The organism is Pseudarthrobacter sp. 05T312, assembly GCF_056396685.1.
Genome location: NZ_JBFTLY010000028.1, coordinates 13,956 through 28,561, shown reverse-complemented (window position 1 = coordinate 28,561; position 14,606 = coordinate 13,956). Strand labels below are relative to the sequence as shown.

18 protein-coding genes are annotated in these 14,606 nt (G+C 67.4%); 6 read left to right on the top strand and 12 right to left on the bottom strand.

The genetic code is table 11. The features are described 5' to 3' along the window. From AC1DIP_RS21985 to AC1DIP_RS21975, 3 genes are all read left to right on the top strand, one after another. Nucleotides 1–432: DUF3618 domain-containing protein (locus AC1DIP_RS21985; protein WP_477735087.1), on the top strand; the 432-nt coding region annotated here is incomplete at its 5' end. Nucleotides 433–535: 103 nt separating this feature from the next. Then, nucleotides 536–1,765 (top strand): YihY/virulence factor BrkB family protein, encoded by a 1,230-nt coding sequence (locus tag AC1DIP_RS21980; RefSeq protein ID WP_477735086.1) that lies wholly within the window; start codon nucleotides 536–538, stop codon nucleotides 1,763–1,765. 383 nt (nucleotides 1,766–2,148) lie between these two features. Next, nucleotides 2,149–2,406 carry a hypothetical protein gene (locus AC1DIP_RS21975; protein ID WP_476208865.1) on the top strand — a complete coding sequence of 86 codons (258 nt, stop codon included), beginning with the start codon at nucleotides 2,149–2,151 and terminating at the stop codon, nucleotides 2,404–2,406. A gap of 114 nt (nucleotides 2,407–2,520) precedes the next feature. Here AC1DIP_RS21975 and AC1DIP_RS21970 read toward each other — a convergent pair whose 3' ends face one another. Genes AC1DIP_RS21970 through AC1DIP_RS21950 form a run of 5 tightly spaced genes read right to left on the bottom strand, consistent with a single transcriptional unit; the run spans nucleotide 2,521 to nucleotide 6,894 of the window. Continuing rightward, the gene (locus AC1DIP_RS21970) at nucleotides 2,521–3,312 is read right to left on the bottom strand and encodes a glycosyltransferase (protein ID WP_476208864.1); all 792 of its coding nucleotides are present in this window, start codon (nucleotides 3,310–3,312) and stop codon (nucleotides 2,521–2,523) included. Further along, nucleotides 3,309–4,685, bottom strand: a complete 1,377-nt coding sequence (locus tag AC1DIP_RS21965; RefSeq protein WP_476208863.1) for a PIG-L family deacetylase — start codon at nucleotides 4,683–4,685, stop codon at nucleotides 3,309–3,311. Before AC1DIP_RS21965 ends, AC1DIP_RS21970 begins: the two co-directional genes overlap by 4 nt. Then, nucleotides 4,679–5,767 carry a hypothetical protein gene (locus AC1DIP_RS21960; protein ID WP_476208862.1) on the bottom strand — a complete coding sequence of 363 codons (1,089 nt, stop codon included), beginning with the start codon at nucleotides 5,765–5,767 and terminating at the stop codon, nucleotides 4,679–4,681. The genes AC1DIP_RS21965 and AC1DIP_RS21960 overlap by 7 nt, the downstream gene beginning before the upstream one ends. A 50-nt stretch (nucleotides 5,768–5,817) precedes the next feature. Next, the gene (locus AC1DIP_RS21955; RefSeq protein ID WP_476208861.1) at nucleotides 5,818–6,510 is read right to left on the bottom strand and encodes a class I SAM-dependent methyltransferase; all 693 of its coding nucleotides are present in this window, start codon (nucleotides 6,508–6,510) and stop codon (nucleotides 5,818–5,820) included. A 60-nt stretch (nucleotides 6,511–6,570) separates the two neighbouring features. Then, nucleotides 6,571–6,894: a thiamine-binding protein gene (locus AC1DIP_RS21950; protein WP_476208859.1), complete on the bottom strand. Its 324-nt coding sequence runs from the start codon at nucleotides 6,892–6,894 to the stop codon at nucleotides 6,571–6,573. A 124-nt stretch (nucleotides 6,895–7,018) separates the two neighbouring features. Here AC1DIP_RS21950 and AC1DIP_RS21945 point away from each other — a divergent pair, with 124 nt between their 5' ends. Together AC1DIP_RS21945 and AC1DIP_RS21940 are read left to right on the top strand one after the other, a co-directional pair. Further along, a complete protein-coding gene (locus tag AC1DIP_RS21945) occupies nucleotides 7,019–7,645 on the top strand; it encodes a TetR/AcrR family transcriptional regulator (protein WP_477735085.1) in 627 nt (208 codons plus the stop codon). Nucleotides 7,646–7,858: 213 nt separating this feature from the next. After that, a complete protein-coding gene (locus tag AC1DIP_RS21940; RefSeq protein ID WP_476208855.1) occupies nucleotides 7,859–8,083 on the top strand; it encodes a hypothetical protein in 225 nt (74 codons plus the stop codon). Between the two features lie 27 nt (nucleotides 8,084–8,110). Here the strand turns inward: AC1DIP_RS21940 and AC1DIP_RS21935 are convergent, their stop codons facing one another. The 7 genes from AC1DIP_RS21935 to AC1DIP_RS21905 form a co-directional block, all read right to left on the bottom strand. After that, nucleotides 8,111–8,491: a hypothetical protein gene (locus AC1DIP_RS21935; protein ID WP_476208854.1), complete on the bottom strand. Its 381-nt coding sequence runs from the start codon at nucleotides 8,489–8,491 to the stop codon at nucleotides 8,111–8,113. A gap of 83 nt (nucleotides 8,492–8,574) precedes the next feature. Beyond that, the gene (locus tag AC1DIP_RS21930; RefSeq protein WP_476208853.1) at nucleotides 8,575–8,832 is read right to left on the bottom strand and encodes a hypothetical protein; all 258 of its coding nucleotides are present in this window, start codon (nucleotides 8,830–8,832) and stop codon (nucleotides 8,575–8,577) included. A 116-nt stretch (nucleotides 8,833–8,948) separates the two neighbouring features. Beyond that, entirely contained in the window at nucleotides 8,949–9,260 is a 312-nt protein-coding gene (locus AC1DIP_RS21925; RefSeq protein ID WP_476208852.1) for an AzlD domain-containing protein, read from the bottom strand. Next, on the bottom strand, nucleotides 9,257–10,090 hold the full coding sequence (locus AC1DIP_RS21920) for an AzlC family ABC transporter permease (protein WP_476208851.1): 834 nt from the start codon (nucleotides 10,088–10,090) through the stop codon (nucleotides 9,257–9,259). The genes AC1DIP_RS21925 and AC1DIP_RS21920 overlap by 4 nt, the downstream gene beginning before the upstream one ends. Continuing rightward, nucleotides 10,087–10,512: a DoxX family protein gene (locus tag AC1DIP_RS21915; protein ID WP_476211827.1), complete on the bottom strand. Its 426-nt coding sequence runs from the start codon at nucleotides 10,510–10,512 to the stop codon at nucleotides 10,087–10,089. The genes AC1DIP_RS21920 and AC1DIP_RS21915 overlap by 4 nt, the downstream gene beginning before the upstream one ends. A gap of 215 nt (nucleotides 10,513–10,727) precedes the next feature. Then, nucleotides 10,728–12,098: a CoA transferase gene (locus tag AC1DIP_RS21910; RefSeq protein ID WP_477735084.1), complete on the bottom strand. Its 1,371-nt coding sequence runs from the start codon at nucleotides 12,096–12,098 to the stop codon at nucleotides 10,728–10,730. Nucleotides 12,099–12,105: 7 nt separating this feature from the next. After that, nucleotides 12,106–13,005, bottom strand: a complete 900-nt coding sequence (locus AC1DIP_RS21905; protein WP_477735083.1) for a glycerophosphodiester phosphodiesterase — start codon at nucleotides 13,003–13,005, stop codon at nucleotides 12,106–12,108. 49 nt (nucleotides 13,006–13,054) lie between these two features. Here AC1DIP_RS21905 and AC1DIP_RS21900 point away from each other — a divergent pair, with 49 nt between their 5' ends. Continuing rightward, nucleotides 13,055–14,416 (top strand): DUF445 domain-containing protein, encoded by a 1,362-nt coding sequence (locus tag AC1DIP_RS21900; RefSeq protein ID WP_477735082.1) that lies wholly within the window; start codon nucleotides 13,055–13,057, stop codon nucleotides 14,414–14,416. Nucleotides 14,417–14,606: the final 190 nt, after the last annotated feature.

Genomic DNA, 14,606 nt, shown 5'->3' with positions numbered 1-14,606 from the left:
AACGCCATGCACACCGCCGGCGACAACCTCCACCAGGCCACCGACACCGTCCAGGCCAAACTCTCCGACGCCGGCCAGGCCGTCTCCCACGCCCCGGACCAGGTCAAAGCCAAAACCGCCGGGAACCCCCTGGCCGCCGGGCTCATCGCCTTCGGCGCCGGCATGCTCCTCTCCTCCCTGATCCCGGCCAGCGACAAAGAACGCGAAGCCGCGGACCAACTCAAAACCGCCGCCCAACCCCTGGCAGAACAAGTCACCGACGCCGCCAAAACCATGGCCCAGGACCTCAAAGAACCCGCCCAGGAAGCCATGGACAACGTCAAAACCACCGCCACCGACGCCGCCCACAACGTCAAAACCGAAGGCCAATACGCCGCCACCGACGTCAAAGACCGCGCCACAAACGCCAAAGACAACATCCAAAACACCTGACCAACCCCACGCGGCAAAGTAAGACAACAGATTGATCGGCAGGCCGGCACCGCGATGCGCGGGCCGGCCTGTCCGCTTGGCCCCCTGATTGAGAGGACACCCCATGGCCACTCACGACACATCCGAGACCAGTACCGCCAAGGCGGGCCAGGCCCCGGGCCCCAATGACTCAAGGAAACCTGCCAGCCCCAGGGACCTGGACAACCCTTCGTGGAAATACATCATGAGGAAGACGCTCCGGGAGTTCAGCAAGGACCAATGCCCTGACCTGGCAGCGGCCCTGACCTACTACGCGGTTCTCTCGCTGTTCCCCGCCCTGCTGGCACTCGTGTCTCTCCTTGGCCTCTTTGGCGATCCGCAAAAGACCACCAACGCCTTGCTGGAAATCGTGCGCGGCTTCGCTCCGGCGGAGACCGTGAATACGATCAGCGGGCCGGTCTCGGAACTGACCAGCGCCCCGGCGGCCGGGTTCACCCTGGTCATCGGCCTGGTCACCGCGCTGTGGTCCGCCTCCGGCTATGTCGGAGCCTTTGGCCGGGCCATGAACAGGGTCTACGAGGTGGATGAGGGCCGCGCTTTCGTGAAGCTCCGTGGAACCATGCTCGGCGTCACGCTCCTGGCCGTGGTGATCGTGGCGCTCCTGGCCGGCATGCTGGTCCTCAGCGGTCCGGTTTCGGAGGCAGTGGGCGGGCTGATCGGCCTCAGCGGGCCCTTCCTCATGGTCTGGAACATCGCCAAGTGGCCGGTAATGATTGCCCTGATCATCGCCATCATTGCCGTGCTTTATTACGCCACCCCCAACGTCAAGCAGCCCAAGTTCCGGTGGATGAGCATGGGTTCCGGCATAGCCCTGGTGGTCTTCCTGATCGCATCCCTGGGGTTCGGCTTCTACGTGGGGAACTTTGGCAACTACAACAAGACCTACGGCGCCCTGGGCAGCGTGATCATCATGCTGCTGTGGCTCTGGATCCTGAACATGTCGCTTCTGTTCGGCGCTGAGTTTGACGCGGAAGTGGAACGCGGCCGCGAACTGCAGGCCGGGATCAAGGCCGAGGAAACCATCCAGTTGCCGCCACGGGACACCAAGAAGAGCGAGAAGCTGCAGAAGCAGATCGAAGAAGACATCAAGCATGGCCGTGAACTCCGGGAAAAGTACGCCTCGGAGAATGGCCCGGAGGGCTCCGGCGAGGACCGGGACGGGCAGCCGGCCGGGAACGGCCAGGACGCCGTCCGGCCCGGTGAGCGGCACCGCGACAGGGTCCGCGACAAGGTGCAGCACCGTGCCGAAAGCGGGGAGTCCGACGACGGAACCCGGCGGGGCGGCAGCGCTTAAGCAGCCAGGCGCAACCGCAGCGCAGAGGGACTAGGCAGGACCTTCGGGATGGAGGAAAATTCATCCTAGAGGTCCTGTTTGGTTTCCCGGGAAGCAACACCCGGGGCAAAGCGGGGTCGGCGGTGAGATGGCCTCTTCTGAGACCGAGGCCAGTCCCCCCAGTCGCCGTCGGCCCCCTCAGGCCCGCCCCCTAAACACTTCGCGGCACGGACGACGCGCCACTATACACGGCCCCACGCCACAAGATGCAACCGGGCCGGAACCGACTGGACAAGCACGCGGAACTGCAATATTTTCTTGAATACCTCGCCGGGATTCCCTGGAAGACCGGCAAGGCCGCTGAAGCAGTCGGCGGGATTACTGTCAACCATTTATGAGCGGACATGCCTGCTACCCATTTTGAACAGTTTCTTGCCGAAGCCGTCGTCGCGGACAGGGAGCCCGGACTGGGCCTCCGACGCGACGAGCTATACGGTCTCTACACAAGCTGGTGCCTCCTGCAGAAAGCGGAGCTCCAGCCACCGGCGGCGCTTTGGGACGCCCTCCATGACGCCGGCATCAACCCGGACAGCAATAACCTGTCCATGACCGGACCGGCCGCCGCTGACTATATCGTTGCCAGCGCCCCGGACCTGGTCTGACAGGGACCGCAGGCCCACACGTTAGGAACGGCCTCACGGTTGGTCCGTCACGGGAAAGGGTTGTTGCCGCAGGGCAGCAGCCCTTTTCCGCACCCCGCCGTCAGAATGCTGCCGCTAAGGCCTGGCCAGCGCCAGGAGATAGGCGGCGAACCCCTGCGGTGCCCGCCCCGCAGTCCGTCCCGACGTGAGGACCCGGGTGGTATCGGTTGCAACGATGCGTGCGCCGCTGCGCCGAAGCCGGTCCACCAGGGCCTGGTCTTCATCGAAATCAACGCCGGGAAAGCCGCCCGCCGCAAGGTAGGAGGATGCCCGGACCCCGAGGTTCGCACCGTAGACATGGGGGTGGTTCTCGGTGCTGCTGTGCCGGGCGTGCCAGCGGGCCAGCAGCTCGTGGTGCATGCCGTGGGGGTCCGGCTGAACGGTGCCCAGGACAACATCGGAGCCGCCGGCGGCCAGTTCCAGTTGCCGCAGCAGCCAATGCCCGGGAACACAGGAATCCGCATCCGTGTTGGCCAGCCAGATTCCCCGCATTTGATCTGCCGGCGCGCCGGCCTGCGCGGGTCCGGCCGCGTTCTCCAACGCCGCCCGGACACCGGCCTGCCGGCTCTTGCCCACGCTCCCGAACGCCACGGGAAGCAGCACGCACCGCGGGTCACCGGCAGCTGCATGGGCGGCCACCGCTGGGGACCCGTCCGTGCAACTGTCCAGGACGACGACCACCTTCACGGCAACGTCCGGCACTTCCGACTCGACCCGCTCCGCCGCACGCCTGACCGCGGTGAGGGCCCGTTCCAGATGCTGCTCCTCGTTGTGGGCTGGAATGACCACGGCCACCTGCCGGATGCCGCGGTTTCCCGAGTCAACCGGCGGCAACGGATCGGCGTTGCCCCGAGCAGTCCTGGTCATCCCGCTTTCCCGCCCGGAGCAACCAGGACTTCCAGCACAAAATCGCGTTCCTGGTACAGCCCGGCAGTCCGCCACCGGAACCGCTGCCGGGCCAGGGCATGGACGGTGTCCCCGTCGAGCTCCCAGCCTTCGATGGGGTGCCGCCAGTGGCACAGAAGCAGGGTTCCGCCAGGTTCCAGGGCCGCCGCCAACCTGTCCCACAGTTGCGCCAGCTCAGCAGGGGCCAGGTAGTAACCCACCTCCGAGACCACCACCAGGTCGAACGTTCCTTCCGGCCAGGATCCGGGCAGCACACGCTGCTCGACCCGGACCCCGGGCGTGCCCGCCAGCAGGTCTCCAGCGCGGCGCACGGCGGTTCCGCTGGCGTCCAGCCCCAAGAGGTTGCGGCACCGCGGGGCCAACTCGGCCGTCAGGGTGCCGATGGAACAACCCACTTCCAGCCCGCGTTCATAGGATTCCTCCGGCAGCGCTGCCAGGGTGAGGGCGCGCTTGCGGCGCTCGTACCAACTTTTGCCGTAGTTCCAGGGGTCCTCGGAGTCGTCGTGGACGCCATCGAAAACCTCTTCTGCGTCCAGGCTGGAATGCAACTGGCCGGATGAACCGGGCGCCGGCGTCCAGGCGAAGACCTCATAGCCCCGCGCGAAGTGCTCCAGGAACTGCGCGCTGAGCAGGGTTTCGTCCCCTGGAAGAGGTGAAAGCGGCTGCACCTGGGTTGCATGCTCCGCCATGGCGCGCTTCTTGGCCCAGCCGGCGGGTTCATCCAGATGGAAACGGACCCACTGGCGCCGGTCCAGGTCGCCTGGCGTCGCCCAGTGCCAGAACCAGATGGGATATTCCAGGAGCGCGTGGCCGTCGCGGCCGGCGATGCCTGCCGCTGCCGCCCCCAGCGCATCGTGGTCACCATGGCCGTCGGCCCGGTACGGCGCCACGAGTGCCAGGCGGTCCGGGTTGCCGGGGAGCCGCCGCGCAGCATCCCTCACCGCGCCGGCAATCGCGTCCGCATGGCTGGCCAATCCCCGGTCCGGCAGCCCGAGGAACGTCCAGCGGTCAGCCAGACCCAGGGCGTCCAGGGCCGCTGAAAATTCGGTGAGCCGGACGGCCGCCAGCTGTTCCGGGGTGGTGCTGGGCGACTCCGGATGCGAACCCTCCCCCGCGGTGCAGAGCACCACTTCCACCTCGGCTCCCAGGGCCACCAACGAGGCCATCAGCCCGCCGGCACCAAGAGTTTCATCGTCCGGATGGGCAGCCAGGACAACGAACCGCATGCCCGCCAGTTCGGCCGGATCGAGCGGCAGCTCAGGCGCCACAGCCAGCCTGCTCCGGGCCCAGGCTGCTTCGGTGGTGCCCTCGTCCGCGTGCGAAAAGGTCACCACTGGCAGTCACCCTTGAGGACGAGCCGGCCAAGCTGGGCATCATCCCGCGCGCCGTGATGCTGCCGCACGTAGAGGGCCAGGTCCGCCATCCTTTTGGCGTACTTTTCGTCAAAGGCGAGCGGCCCGGGTCCGCGGTTGGAGCCCACCAGGTAAAGGACGCGTTCGACGACGGCGGCAACAGTTCCCCGGATGCGCTGGGCCTCGCCCCAGGCACTTCCGTTCCCGTCGGGTCCGAGCGATCCGTCGTCAATGCGCGCTGCGGTGCGGGCAAGGTATTGAAGGGCGGCTGCGATGGTCCGGTCCACCTCGCCCAAGGCCGCGAGGGCCAGCTGGTCCGGTTCCCGTCCCGCGTCGGCGCCGGCCAGCAGGCCGTCCCGGAAGTCCCGCGCAACTCCTATGGCGCCGCCCAGCCAGCAGGCTGCGACGCCGATCCCGCCCCAGGCGAATCCGGGCCGGCTGTGGTACCAACCGGCCCCTCCCACAGGTGTTGCCGGGACCTGGTCGAAGTGCACGCTTCCGCTGGGTATCTCCCGGAGCCCGCGTGCGATCCATGCCGGCTCCTCGCATTCCACCCCTGCGTGGCGAAGGCTGACCGCGAAAGCCGCCCTGCCGCCGTCGTCCGTGTGGGCAGTGATGATGGCACGGTCCAGCCGCCCGGCAAGTGAACACCAGGGCTTGGTCCCGTTGAGGACCACCCCGGCGCCTGCGGCGCGCGCCTCAAGCCTGGCGTTGGGTGCCTCTGCGGCGAAGACGCCCCACGATGCGCCGGCGGCGCCTGCTGGCAAAGGTTGGTCCGCCGGAGACGCGGTGGCGGCCTGGGCGAGGATGGCGACGGCGTCCAGGTGCGGTTCAAACACCCTGGCGGCCGCCACATCGATAGCGGCCACGGAGGCCAGGAGCTCCCACAACACCACGGTGCGCCCCTCCCCAGGCCGCGGCCACATGTGTCCCGCATCCACGGCAAGGGCCAGGAGGGCGGGCACGTCGCCGGCGGCACCGCCGACTGAGTCAAGGATCGGAAACCACGGGGAGAGCCCGGCCGGAGCGGAGCCCAGGAGCACAGGAGTAGCTGTCGCTGGCAAGTACGTCCTCCATGAACGGTGTCCGGTGGCACCGGACGCATCTCAACAGCTTACTTACTATTTTTCGGCAGGATGCGCGCCAAGGCGAAGCCGTCCCAGCCCTTGGAGCCGACCGTCTGGATTACCGTGGCGTCCAGCCGCGGGTGCTCACCCAGCAGCTTGAGGGCTTCGATGATGCCCGGCGCGTTGACGGGATCGATGTCCGGGTCCAGGACGGCGCCTTCCCAGATGGTGTTGTCCAGGACCACTGCGGCTCCGGGCCTGCCTAGCCGGACAGCCCAGTCCAGGTAGCGGCTGTTGTTTTCCTTGTCGGCGTCAATGAAGATGAAGTCGAACGGCTCCCGCTCCTCTTCCTCGAGGGCGGCCAGGGTTTCCAGCGCAGGGCCCAGCCGGATTTCCACCCGTTCCCCCAGTCCGGCGGCATCAATATTGGCCCAGGCCACCTCCGCATGCTGGGGCAGGTATTCGCACGTAACCAGCGTGCCGTTGTGCGGAAGTCCCCGGCCCATCCAGATGGTGCTGTACCCGGCGAGCGTCCCAATCTCCAGGACGCGCCGCGCGCCGGAGAGCTGGACCAGGAGCTTGAGGAGCTTTCCCGCGTTCGGCGCCACCTCGATGGGAGGCATCCCGGCCTCGGCGGCGGCGCGGATGGCCTGCTGGACGCCACGGTCCGGATGCACCACGGCGTCGGACAGGAACTCCTCGGTGGCAACCCATTCCGGCCGGGGTTTGTGCTCGAACATTGCCACATTTTGGCACGCGGCGTCCCGGCGGTCCAGACAATCCGGCCCCTCGAAAGCCGGTTAGGGCTCCTGCACCAGCGCCTTCTCCAGGCGGTCAACCTTCGCCGTCAGCTCGCCGCTGTAGCCCGGCCTGATATCCGCCTTGATCACCAGTGAAACGCGGCTGCCGTAACGCCCTACGGCTTCGGTGGCGCGCTTGACGACGTCGAACACTTCGTCCCACTCGCCTTCAATTGTGGTGAACATGGAATCCGTTTTATTGGGCAGCCCGGACTCGCGGACGATCTTCACTGCGGCCGCAACGGCGTCGTGCACTGACGCGTCGTTGGGCCTGGAACCCTCGGTGGGAACGCCTGACGGGGCAACTGAAAATGCAAGCAACATGCTCCCCAGTCTCCCATGCAGCCGCCGAAAGCCCCATCGCCGGGGTGCCGGCCAGCTGCGTCACATAAGGGGCTACCCCGAAGTAACCATGGTGGCAGGAGGCTCCGTTGCTACCCTTTTGGGCATGAGCCTCGCAGTCGCCCGAAAGCCCCTCCGCGCAGACGCAGCGCGGAACGTGGACAAAATCATTACTGCGGCGCGCCAGTGCTTCCGCGAGTTCGGCCCGGAGGTACCGCTCCAGACCATCGCAACCACCGCCGGCGTTGGCCCGGCAACCCTGTTCCGAAACTTCGCTGACAAGGAAGAACTGGTGCTGGCAGCGCTCAACCGGCAGCTCCGGCTCACGGTGGACCCCGTCTTGGACGGTGCCCTCGCCGATATCGATGCTGCCGCAGGCATGTTGCGCGTCCTCGAAGCCCTGATGGCCGCAGCGAGCGACGACGCCAACCTGCTGTGTGCGGTGGCGGGCCGGCGAGAGCTCCTGACCGGGATCACGGGCTCGCTGATGGAATCCATGGGCGTGCTGCTGGTCCGCGGGCAGGGCCAGGGGAGCCTGCGCCCGGACATTTCCATGACGGACATGTTCCGGCTGCTGGCCATGCTGATCGGCGTGGTGGACACCATGGAGCCGGGTTCCGATGCCTGGCGCAGGCCGCTTGCGCTCGTGGAAGATGCAATCCGCACGGTACGGCCATCACGCCCGCTTCCGGTGCTCGTACCTGTCCCCGCCGCGCTTGGGTCCAGCACGTAGGCCCAGCCCGGCGCTCGGGCTGAATAGCCTGGCAGGGTATTGCCGCTGCCAGGCTTTTCCGCTGAGGGAGCCCATTTAACGGCCCGTTCCATTGTTACCAGCAGGTACGTGCAATAAACTCTGAGGTGGGGTTAGGCAGCCAGCCTCGGCACTTCCACGTTGGAGCGACCCCATGCACTTCGCGCCTGACCCCCACACAACGGCCGCACTGCAATGAACCACTCGAAGCTTCTCCACTACCTGACGGACCCCCGCGGGCCGGAGGAAGTCCTGCCCGAGTTGGCCGCCGGCGAGCTGGTCGAACTGCTTGACGCCCTATTCCAGAACCTCGATACCCCCGAACCCGAGTTTGGCGCGCAGGTCTGGTACGAGATGGGCGTGGAGGAATGCGGCCGCCGGTCCGTCTCCCCTGACGGCGCAGCCCACGGAGTAGCCTAGCTACCCGTTCCGATTCCCCACATTGGCTCAGGGCTTCTCCGCGCCCTTTTCGCCAGCGGCGCTGTCCCCGTCGCGGGGTTCGCTGCCGTGCCCAGCGTCCGAGTGCCCGTGTTCGGCGTGCCCGTGCCCTTGGTAGCCGCGGCCGGGGTGCTCATGGAACTCGTTGGGAACGTGGTCCTTTGCTTCCATCAGGTGCTGCTGGAGCTTCTCCTCCGCATCCCGCCGGCGCCTGGCGGTGTCCCGCAGCTCGCGCGTTGATTCCGAGCCGCGGGGGTCCAGATAGGTGGCCCGCGGCTTGGCGGACTGTTCTGGCGGCACCCCGGCGCCATGTTCTTCCCTGGCGTTCCTGCCGGTATCCTCGGCGCCCTGGCCGCCGTGCGGCCCAACAGGCCGTGACTGTTCGTCCATCTCGGATCCTCCTTCGGTGGCCGCCTGGGTGTGGGCTGCCTCTCATCCAGTGCATCACAGATGGCGGCCGGAATGTTGGGCCACTAGGCCCGGGCTGCGTCTGCCCGCCTGCGCATTTCCTCCCGCAGCAGGGCTTGAAGGGCAGGAACGGACGACGACGGATCCAGGTCGAGTGCCTCCCGGAGCCGCTGTGAGAGGATCTCCAGTTCCGCTTCCGGCACGTCCGAAAGTCCGGAAAAACGCCTGAAGAACCGTTTGGCGGGAAGGCCCGCCCGCCGTCGGGCGTTCTTTTGGCGGATCCTGCCCGCCAACCCGCCGGGTGAGTGCAGCTGATTTTCCATGGTTGCCGTTCAATAAGGAATTCCATGGCCAACTGCATAAGCCGATCCCATAGTACAACTGGCACCCGTCCAGGAAAGTGACCCACGTCACTGCATCCCGGCGTGGATTCACGGGATCAGCTCCAGCCCAGCATCCTCAGCAGCGCCGCCGTGCCGGCTCCGGCGATCACCACCACAAGGAACGGAGCCCGCAGTACCAGGGCGATCGCGGCCGCGGCCAGCGCTCCCAGCCTGGCATCTGCGGCAAGTCCCTGCCCTGACACCACAGCATTCACCACCGTCAGCGAGGCCAGCAGGCCGATCGTCATGGTTCCCGCGACGCGTGAGGTGCGCGGATCTTCAAGGAATTTGGCGGGGACGAAGTAGCCCACCAGTTTCCAGGCATAGGCGAGCACGCAGGCGATGAGCAGCCAGATCCACAAGGTCATGCCCCCGCCTCCGGGTCCGCAGCTTCCCGCCGCTCCGCTCCACTGCGCTCGGCTCCTCCCTGGCCATCCCGGCCCTGCAGGTGGGCGCCCCTGTGACGGCCGCCGCCGGGGTGATTGCCGTGGTGGCCGCCGTAGGGTTCGACGTCGGGCTCAAGGCCTTCGTCGCGGCGGCCGTGGCTGAACCAACCCACCACCGCGGCAACGACCGCGGCCACCAGGATGGGCACGCCCGCCGGTACGAAGGGGACGGCAACCACCGTAGCCACGGCGCAAACCACCGCGATGGCGATCGGCTCGCGCCCTTTGAGCCGGGGCCAGAGCAAGGCCAGGAAAGCGGCGACGGCGGCCCCGTCAAGGCCCCACTGCTTGGGGTCGCCCAACCCGCTGCCGGCCAGTGCGCCCACGGCCGTGAAGAGGTTCCACAGCACGTAGACCCCCACGCCCGCCGTCCAGAAGCCGCGGCGCTGTTCGGCCGGATCCGTCTGGCCGGTGCTGGTGGCCGTGGATTCGTCGATGGTCAACTGTGCCCCAACGTACTTGCGCCAGCCGGTGGGCCGGAGCAGCGCGTTCAGCTGCATGCCGTAGATGCCGTTGCGCATGCCCAGGAGGGTGGCCGCGCTCATTGCCGCAACGCCGGAACCGCCGCCTGCCACCACCCCGATGAACGCGAACTGGGAGCCGCCACTGAAGAGGAGCAGGCTCAACGCCATGGCCTGCCAAAAGTTGAGCCCGGACGTTACCGCCAGCGCGCCGAACGATATGCCGTAAAGACCGGTGGCAATACTGATGGAGATGCCCACTTTCACCGCCGGCGAAGCCAGCAGCTTCACCCCCGGCCTCCCGGGTTGCCCGCGGCCTTTCGCAGGCTCCACGCCCACAGGATCAGCGGAGCCTGGAGGGGAAGCCGCAGGGTATGGATCTTCCGGCGGCTCGGCGTGCCCTGCGGCCCATACGCCCTCAGGAGGGCATCAACATGCCCGGCCAGGAATGCCGTGAACATGGCGGTGAGGGCCGTTGCTGTGGGCTTTCGGGTCGGCGGGAGCAGGATTCCGACGGCGGCGGCGAGCTCCAGCAGGCCGCTCAGGGCGATCCATTCGTCCCTGGACAGGACGGCCCAGGGATGCTGGGGTGTGCTGCTGCGGGGTTCGCCGGGCGCCGGGTCCTGCCGGCACAAGTACTCGGGAACGACGTCACGGTAAAAACCTGGGTCCCGGAAATGCTTGCCGGCGCTGGCCAGGAGAAGGGCTCCCATGGCCGCTGCGGACACGTGCCGCAGGGCCGGGCCTTGGATGGAGTGGGAAGGAGCGGACAAGCCCTTAGCAGCGGTGCCGGACCTGGGAAAAGACATGGAACCACTCAACCACAGCCGAAGCGCCGCCCAGAAACCGGCGCCTGCAGCATCGCGGCGACGGGGCACAGCGGCGATAGGGGCACCCGGCAACGGCGCCACCGCTGCGCTGCCGGTCTTCACAGCCAGGCGGCCCGCGAGCTCCCATACGGTGGCGGCGGCGACTGAAAATCCAGGGGATGTCCCGCGTCAAGCAGGGGCGGCCCAACGTAGCGCAGCTCCCCATAACTGCTGGCCACGGACCGATATTCGGGGGCGTGGAGTTCAGCAGGGCTTTCGGTGCTGGCTGGACCATTCAGGCTGGAAGGGTTTTCCCCCTTGGTCAGGGAAAACAGCTCCTCAGCGGTGCGGGCCAGCGACAGGTGCGCGGCACCGCCCAAATCGGTCCGACGGCGCGCGGCCAGGAGGCGGACTGCGGCCGCGGCCACCCCATAGCCGGTGGCGTGGTCCAGCGCCTGGACCGGCAGCGCACCCGGGCGCCACCCGCCGTCGCCCTCCATGCCGTAGGTATGGGCGATTCCGCAGGCGGCCTGGACAATACTGTCGAAGCCGCGCAAGCCGCTCCAGGGCCCCGCGCTTCCCCAGCTGTCCAAGGTGACCACCACCAGCTCCGGACGGGCTGCCAGCAACTCCCGCGGGTTCAGGCCAAAGCGGTCCAGGGCCCCGTGCCGGTAGCCGGTGACCACGGCATCCGCGCCGGCCAGGAGTTGCTGGAGGTCCTGCTGGTTTACTGCCGGCCCCAGGTCGAGTACTGCGCTGCGCTTGCCGAACGCCGTGTCCACGAACTGGTCCTGGATCTCGGGAAAGGCGGGCGGGTCGATCCGCAGGACGTCTGCCCCGAGCGCGGCCAGCAGCCGGGTAGCGACTGGACCGGCGATGACCCGCGTCAGGTCCAGGACCCGCAGCCCGGCCAGCGGCAGGTCCCCGGCGCCGTGAGCCGTGCCGGCAGCGGCGCCTGTTGCCGCGGCAGCTTCCCGCAGTCCGAAGCCACCGGTGGTGCCGTCCGGATACTCCACCGTGACCCAGGGTCCCGAACCGGCCGCCCGGCCCATGTCCGTCGCGAGCCATTCACTGCGGGTCCGGACGGCCGCGGCGATCCCTCCCAGTTCCTGGATGGCGGCCTCGGCGTCCAGCGCGGCCATGGAGCGGAGTTTCCTGTCCACATCCTCCGCGGTAGTGGCAGCCAGCGCGTGCAGGAGCCGCTGCTCGTGGTGGGGGTAGTTGGCGTGCAGCCGGATCCAGCCGTCGGCGGTCTGCCGGAATCCGGACAGGGGCGCGAAGCCCTGCGGCTTGCGCCCCGCAATCCGGAGGTGGCCGAAGGAATCGAAGGCGGGGGCGGTCAGTTCGGGTGTGGTGCTGAAGCGGCCGGGCGTCCCCGAGTACAGGTTCAGCGCCTGGGCCGCGGCTTCCACCGACTGCAGCGCCAGCCCTTCGACGTCGAGCTTCCCCGCCCACCAGCGGGGCGCGGACGGTGTGCCGGGGGCGGTCATGTCCGCACTACTTTCCCTGCGGTGCGGCCACGTGGAGCTGTTCCAGGACGCGCGCCGGTACGTTGGAGGTGATCTCCTGGATGCCCAAGTCCCGGCAGAGGGACACGTCCTCAGGGGAATCCACGGTCCACACCCTGAAGCGGCGGCCGGAGTCCAGCCAGCGGCGGACTGTCTCGGGGCGTTCCCGGACATATTCGATGCCGGGACCGGCCATCCCCACCTCCCGGTCGTCCAGGATCCGTTCGCCCTCCAGCTGGGTGGCCTTCATCAGGTTTGCGATGGCGCCGCCGGTAATTGGTCCAACCCCCAGTCCGCCACGGATTTCATGGATGGTGAGATCGTCCACCAGCTGGCAAATGTACTGCGGCGGTACCGAGAGGAGCAGGTGCCGGACTGAATCCGGGCTGAAGCTCATGAAGGTCACGGCCACGTTGTCCACGGTTGAACTCTGCGGTTCCCACCCTTCGCTGCGCAGCACCTCCAGGACCCGGTCCTCCAGCTTGAGCTGGTACGGGCTGGGATGCTTGAGCTCGATGGCGAGTTTCACGGGCCGGCCCGCTCCGCGAAGGATGTCCAGCAGTTCCGGAAGGGTCAGGAGCTGTTCGGAGCGTGCCCCGAACGTTTCGGGAATGCGGACGCCCTTCCAGGACGAGAAGTCCAGCTGGCGCAACTCCTCCAGTGTCCGGTCGGCCACAGGGCCCGTCCCGTCCGAGGTGCGGTCCAGGTTGGCGTCATGGAGCAGGACTACGTGCTGGTCGCGCGTGAGGTGGACGTCGCACTCCACTCCGTCTGCGCCGTCGGCCAGGGCCTGGAGGTAGGCGGCGCGGGTGTGTTCGGCATACGTGCCGCTGGAACCGCGGTGGGCAAAGACCAGCGGCCGCTGCGGCACTGACTCGTCAATTGTCATGGACACACGGTAGCCGACCGGCCCCCACCTTCAGGGCTAGGCTTGGCACATGCAGGTGAACTCTGAGGCAACTACTGGGCCAACCACGCAGGAAGCACCCACCGAACCAGCGCGGGAGCCGCAGCCGGGCACTACGGCGGCAGGCGCCGTCGTAAACCGCCAGCTTGGTGCCGGTGACGCCGAAAAGGCGGCAGCGCTGCGGAAGATGAAGTTGCTCGCGCTGAGCCTGCTGATCGCCATGGCCGTGATCTTTGTCTTCGCGTTCGCTCTTCAGAAAGAGTATCCGTGGCTGCAGTACGTGCGTGCGGCGGCTGAAGGCGGCATGGTGGGCGCACTGGCCGACTGGTTCGCCGTGACGGCGCTGTTCAAGTACCCCATGGGCATCAAGATTCCGCACACAGCCATCATTCCGCGCCGCAAGGACCAGATCGGCGCCTCCCTCGGTGAGTTCGTGGAGACCAATTTCCTCTCCGAACAGGTGGTGCAGGACAAGCTGGCCAGCGTCAACATTGCCCGCCGGGCAGGTGAATGGCTGGCCGCGCCCGGCGGCGCCGACCGGGTGGCCAAGGAAGGTGCTGCGGTGATCCGCGGCGCTTTCAAGGTTTTGAATGACGACGACGTCCAGGCCGTCATCGAGGGCATGGTCCGCAAGCACCTGCTTGCTCCGCCGTGGGGACCCCCTGTGGGCAGGCTGGCGGAGCGGGTTTTCCACGACGGGCACCACCACACGCTGGTGGACCTGCTGGTGGACCGCGCCGCGGACTGGGTGGATGACAACCACGAGACCGTCACCCGCCTGGTGTCCGACCGCTCCCCCACGTGGGTTCCGCAGTTCGTTGACGGCCTGGTGGGCGACAAGGTCTACCTCGAGATCCTCAAGTTCGTGCGCGCCGTCCAGGCCGACCCCCGCCACCAGGTGCGCCAGTCGATCGACAAGTACCTGAACGACCTCGCGCAGGACCTGCAGCATGACCCGGCGATGATTGCCCGGGCAGAGGACATCAAGGCGCAGGTCCTGGGTGATCCCGAGGTGCGCGAGCTCGCGTCCCGGACCTGGGGCACCGTCAAGAACGCGCTGCTGGGTGCGATTGACGATCCGGACAGCGAGCTCACCATCAAGTTCAAGGCAGCGGTGCGCGATTTTGGGTCGCGCCTGGTGCAGGACCCGGAGCTGGCCGGCAAGGTCAACGCCTGGATCGGCGACGCCGCGGGATACCTGGTCCGGACCTACCGCTCCGACATCGCCGGGGTCATCACGGATACGGTTGCGCGCTGGGACGCCGAGGAAACCTCGCAGAAGATTGAGCTCCAGGTGGGCAAGGACCTGCAGTTCATCCGCATCAACGGCACCGTGGTGGGGTCCTTGGCCGGGCTGGCGATTTTCACGGTGGCGCAGCTCATTTTTGGATGACGCTCTCGCGGCCGTTGTTCGTTCCGGATTTGCGCGGCGGTAATGACTACGACGGCGGCACGCGCTTTTTAGGGTCCAGGCACCTTTAGCAGCGGTTGGCCCGGCTTGCCAGGCGGTTAGGCGGGGGCGGCTTCAAATGTCAGTGCCTCGATGGATGATGTCGGTATGGGAATCGGCGGTGGTACTGGGG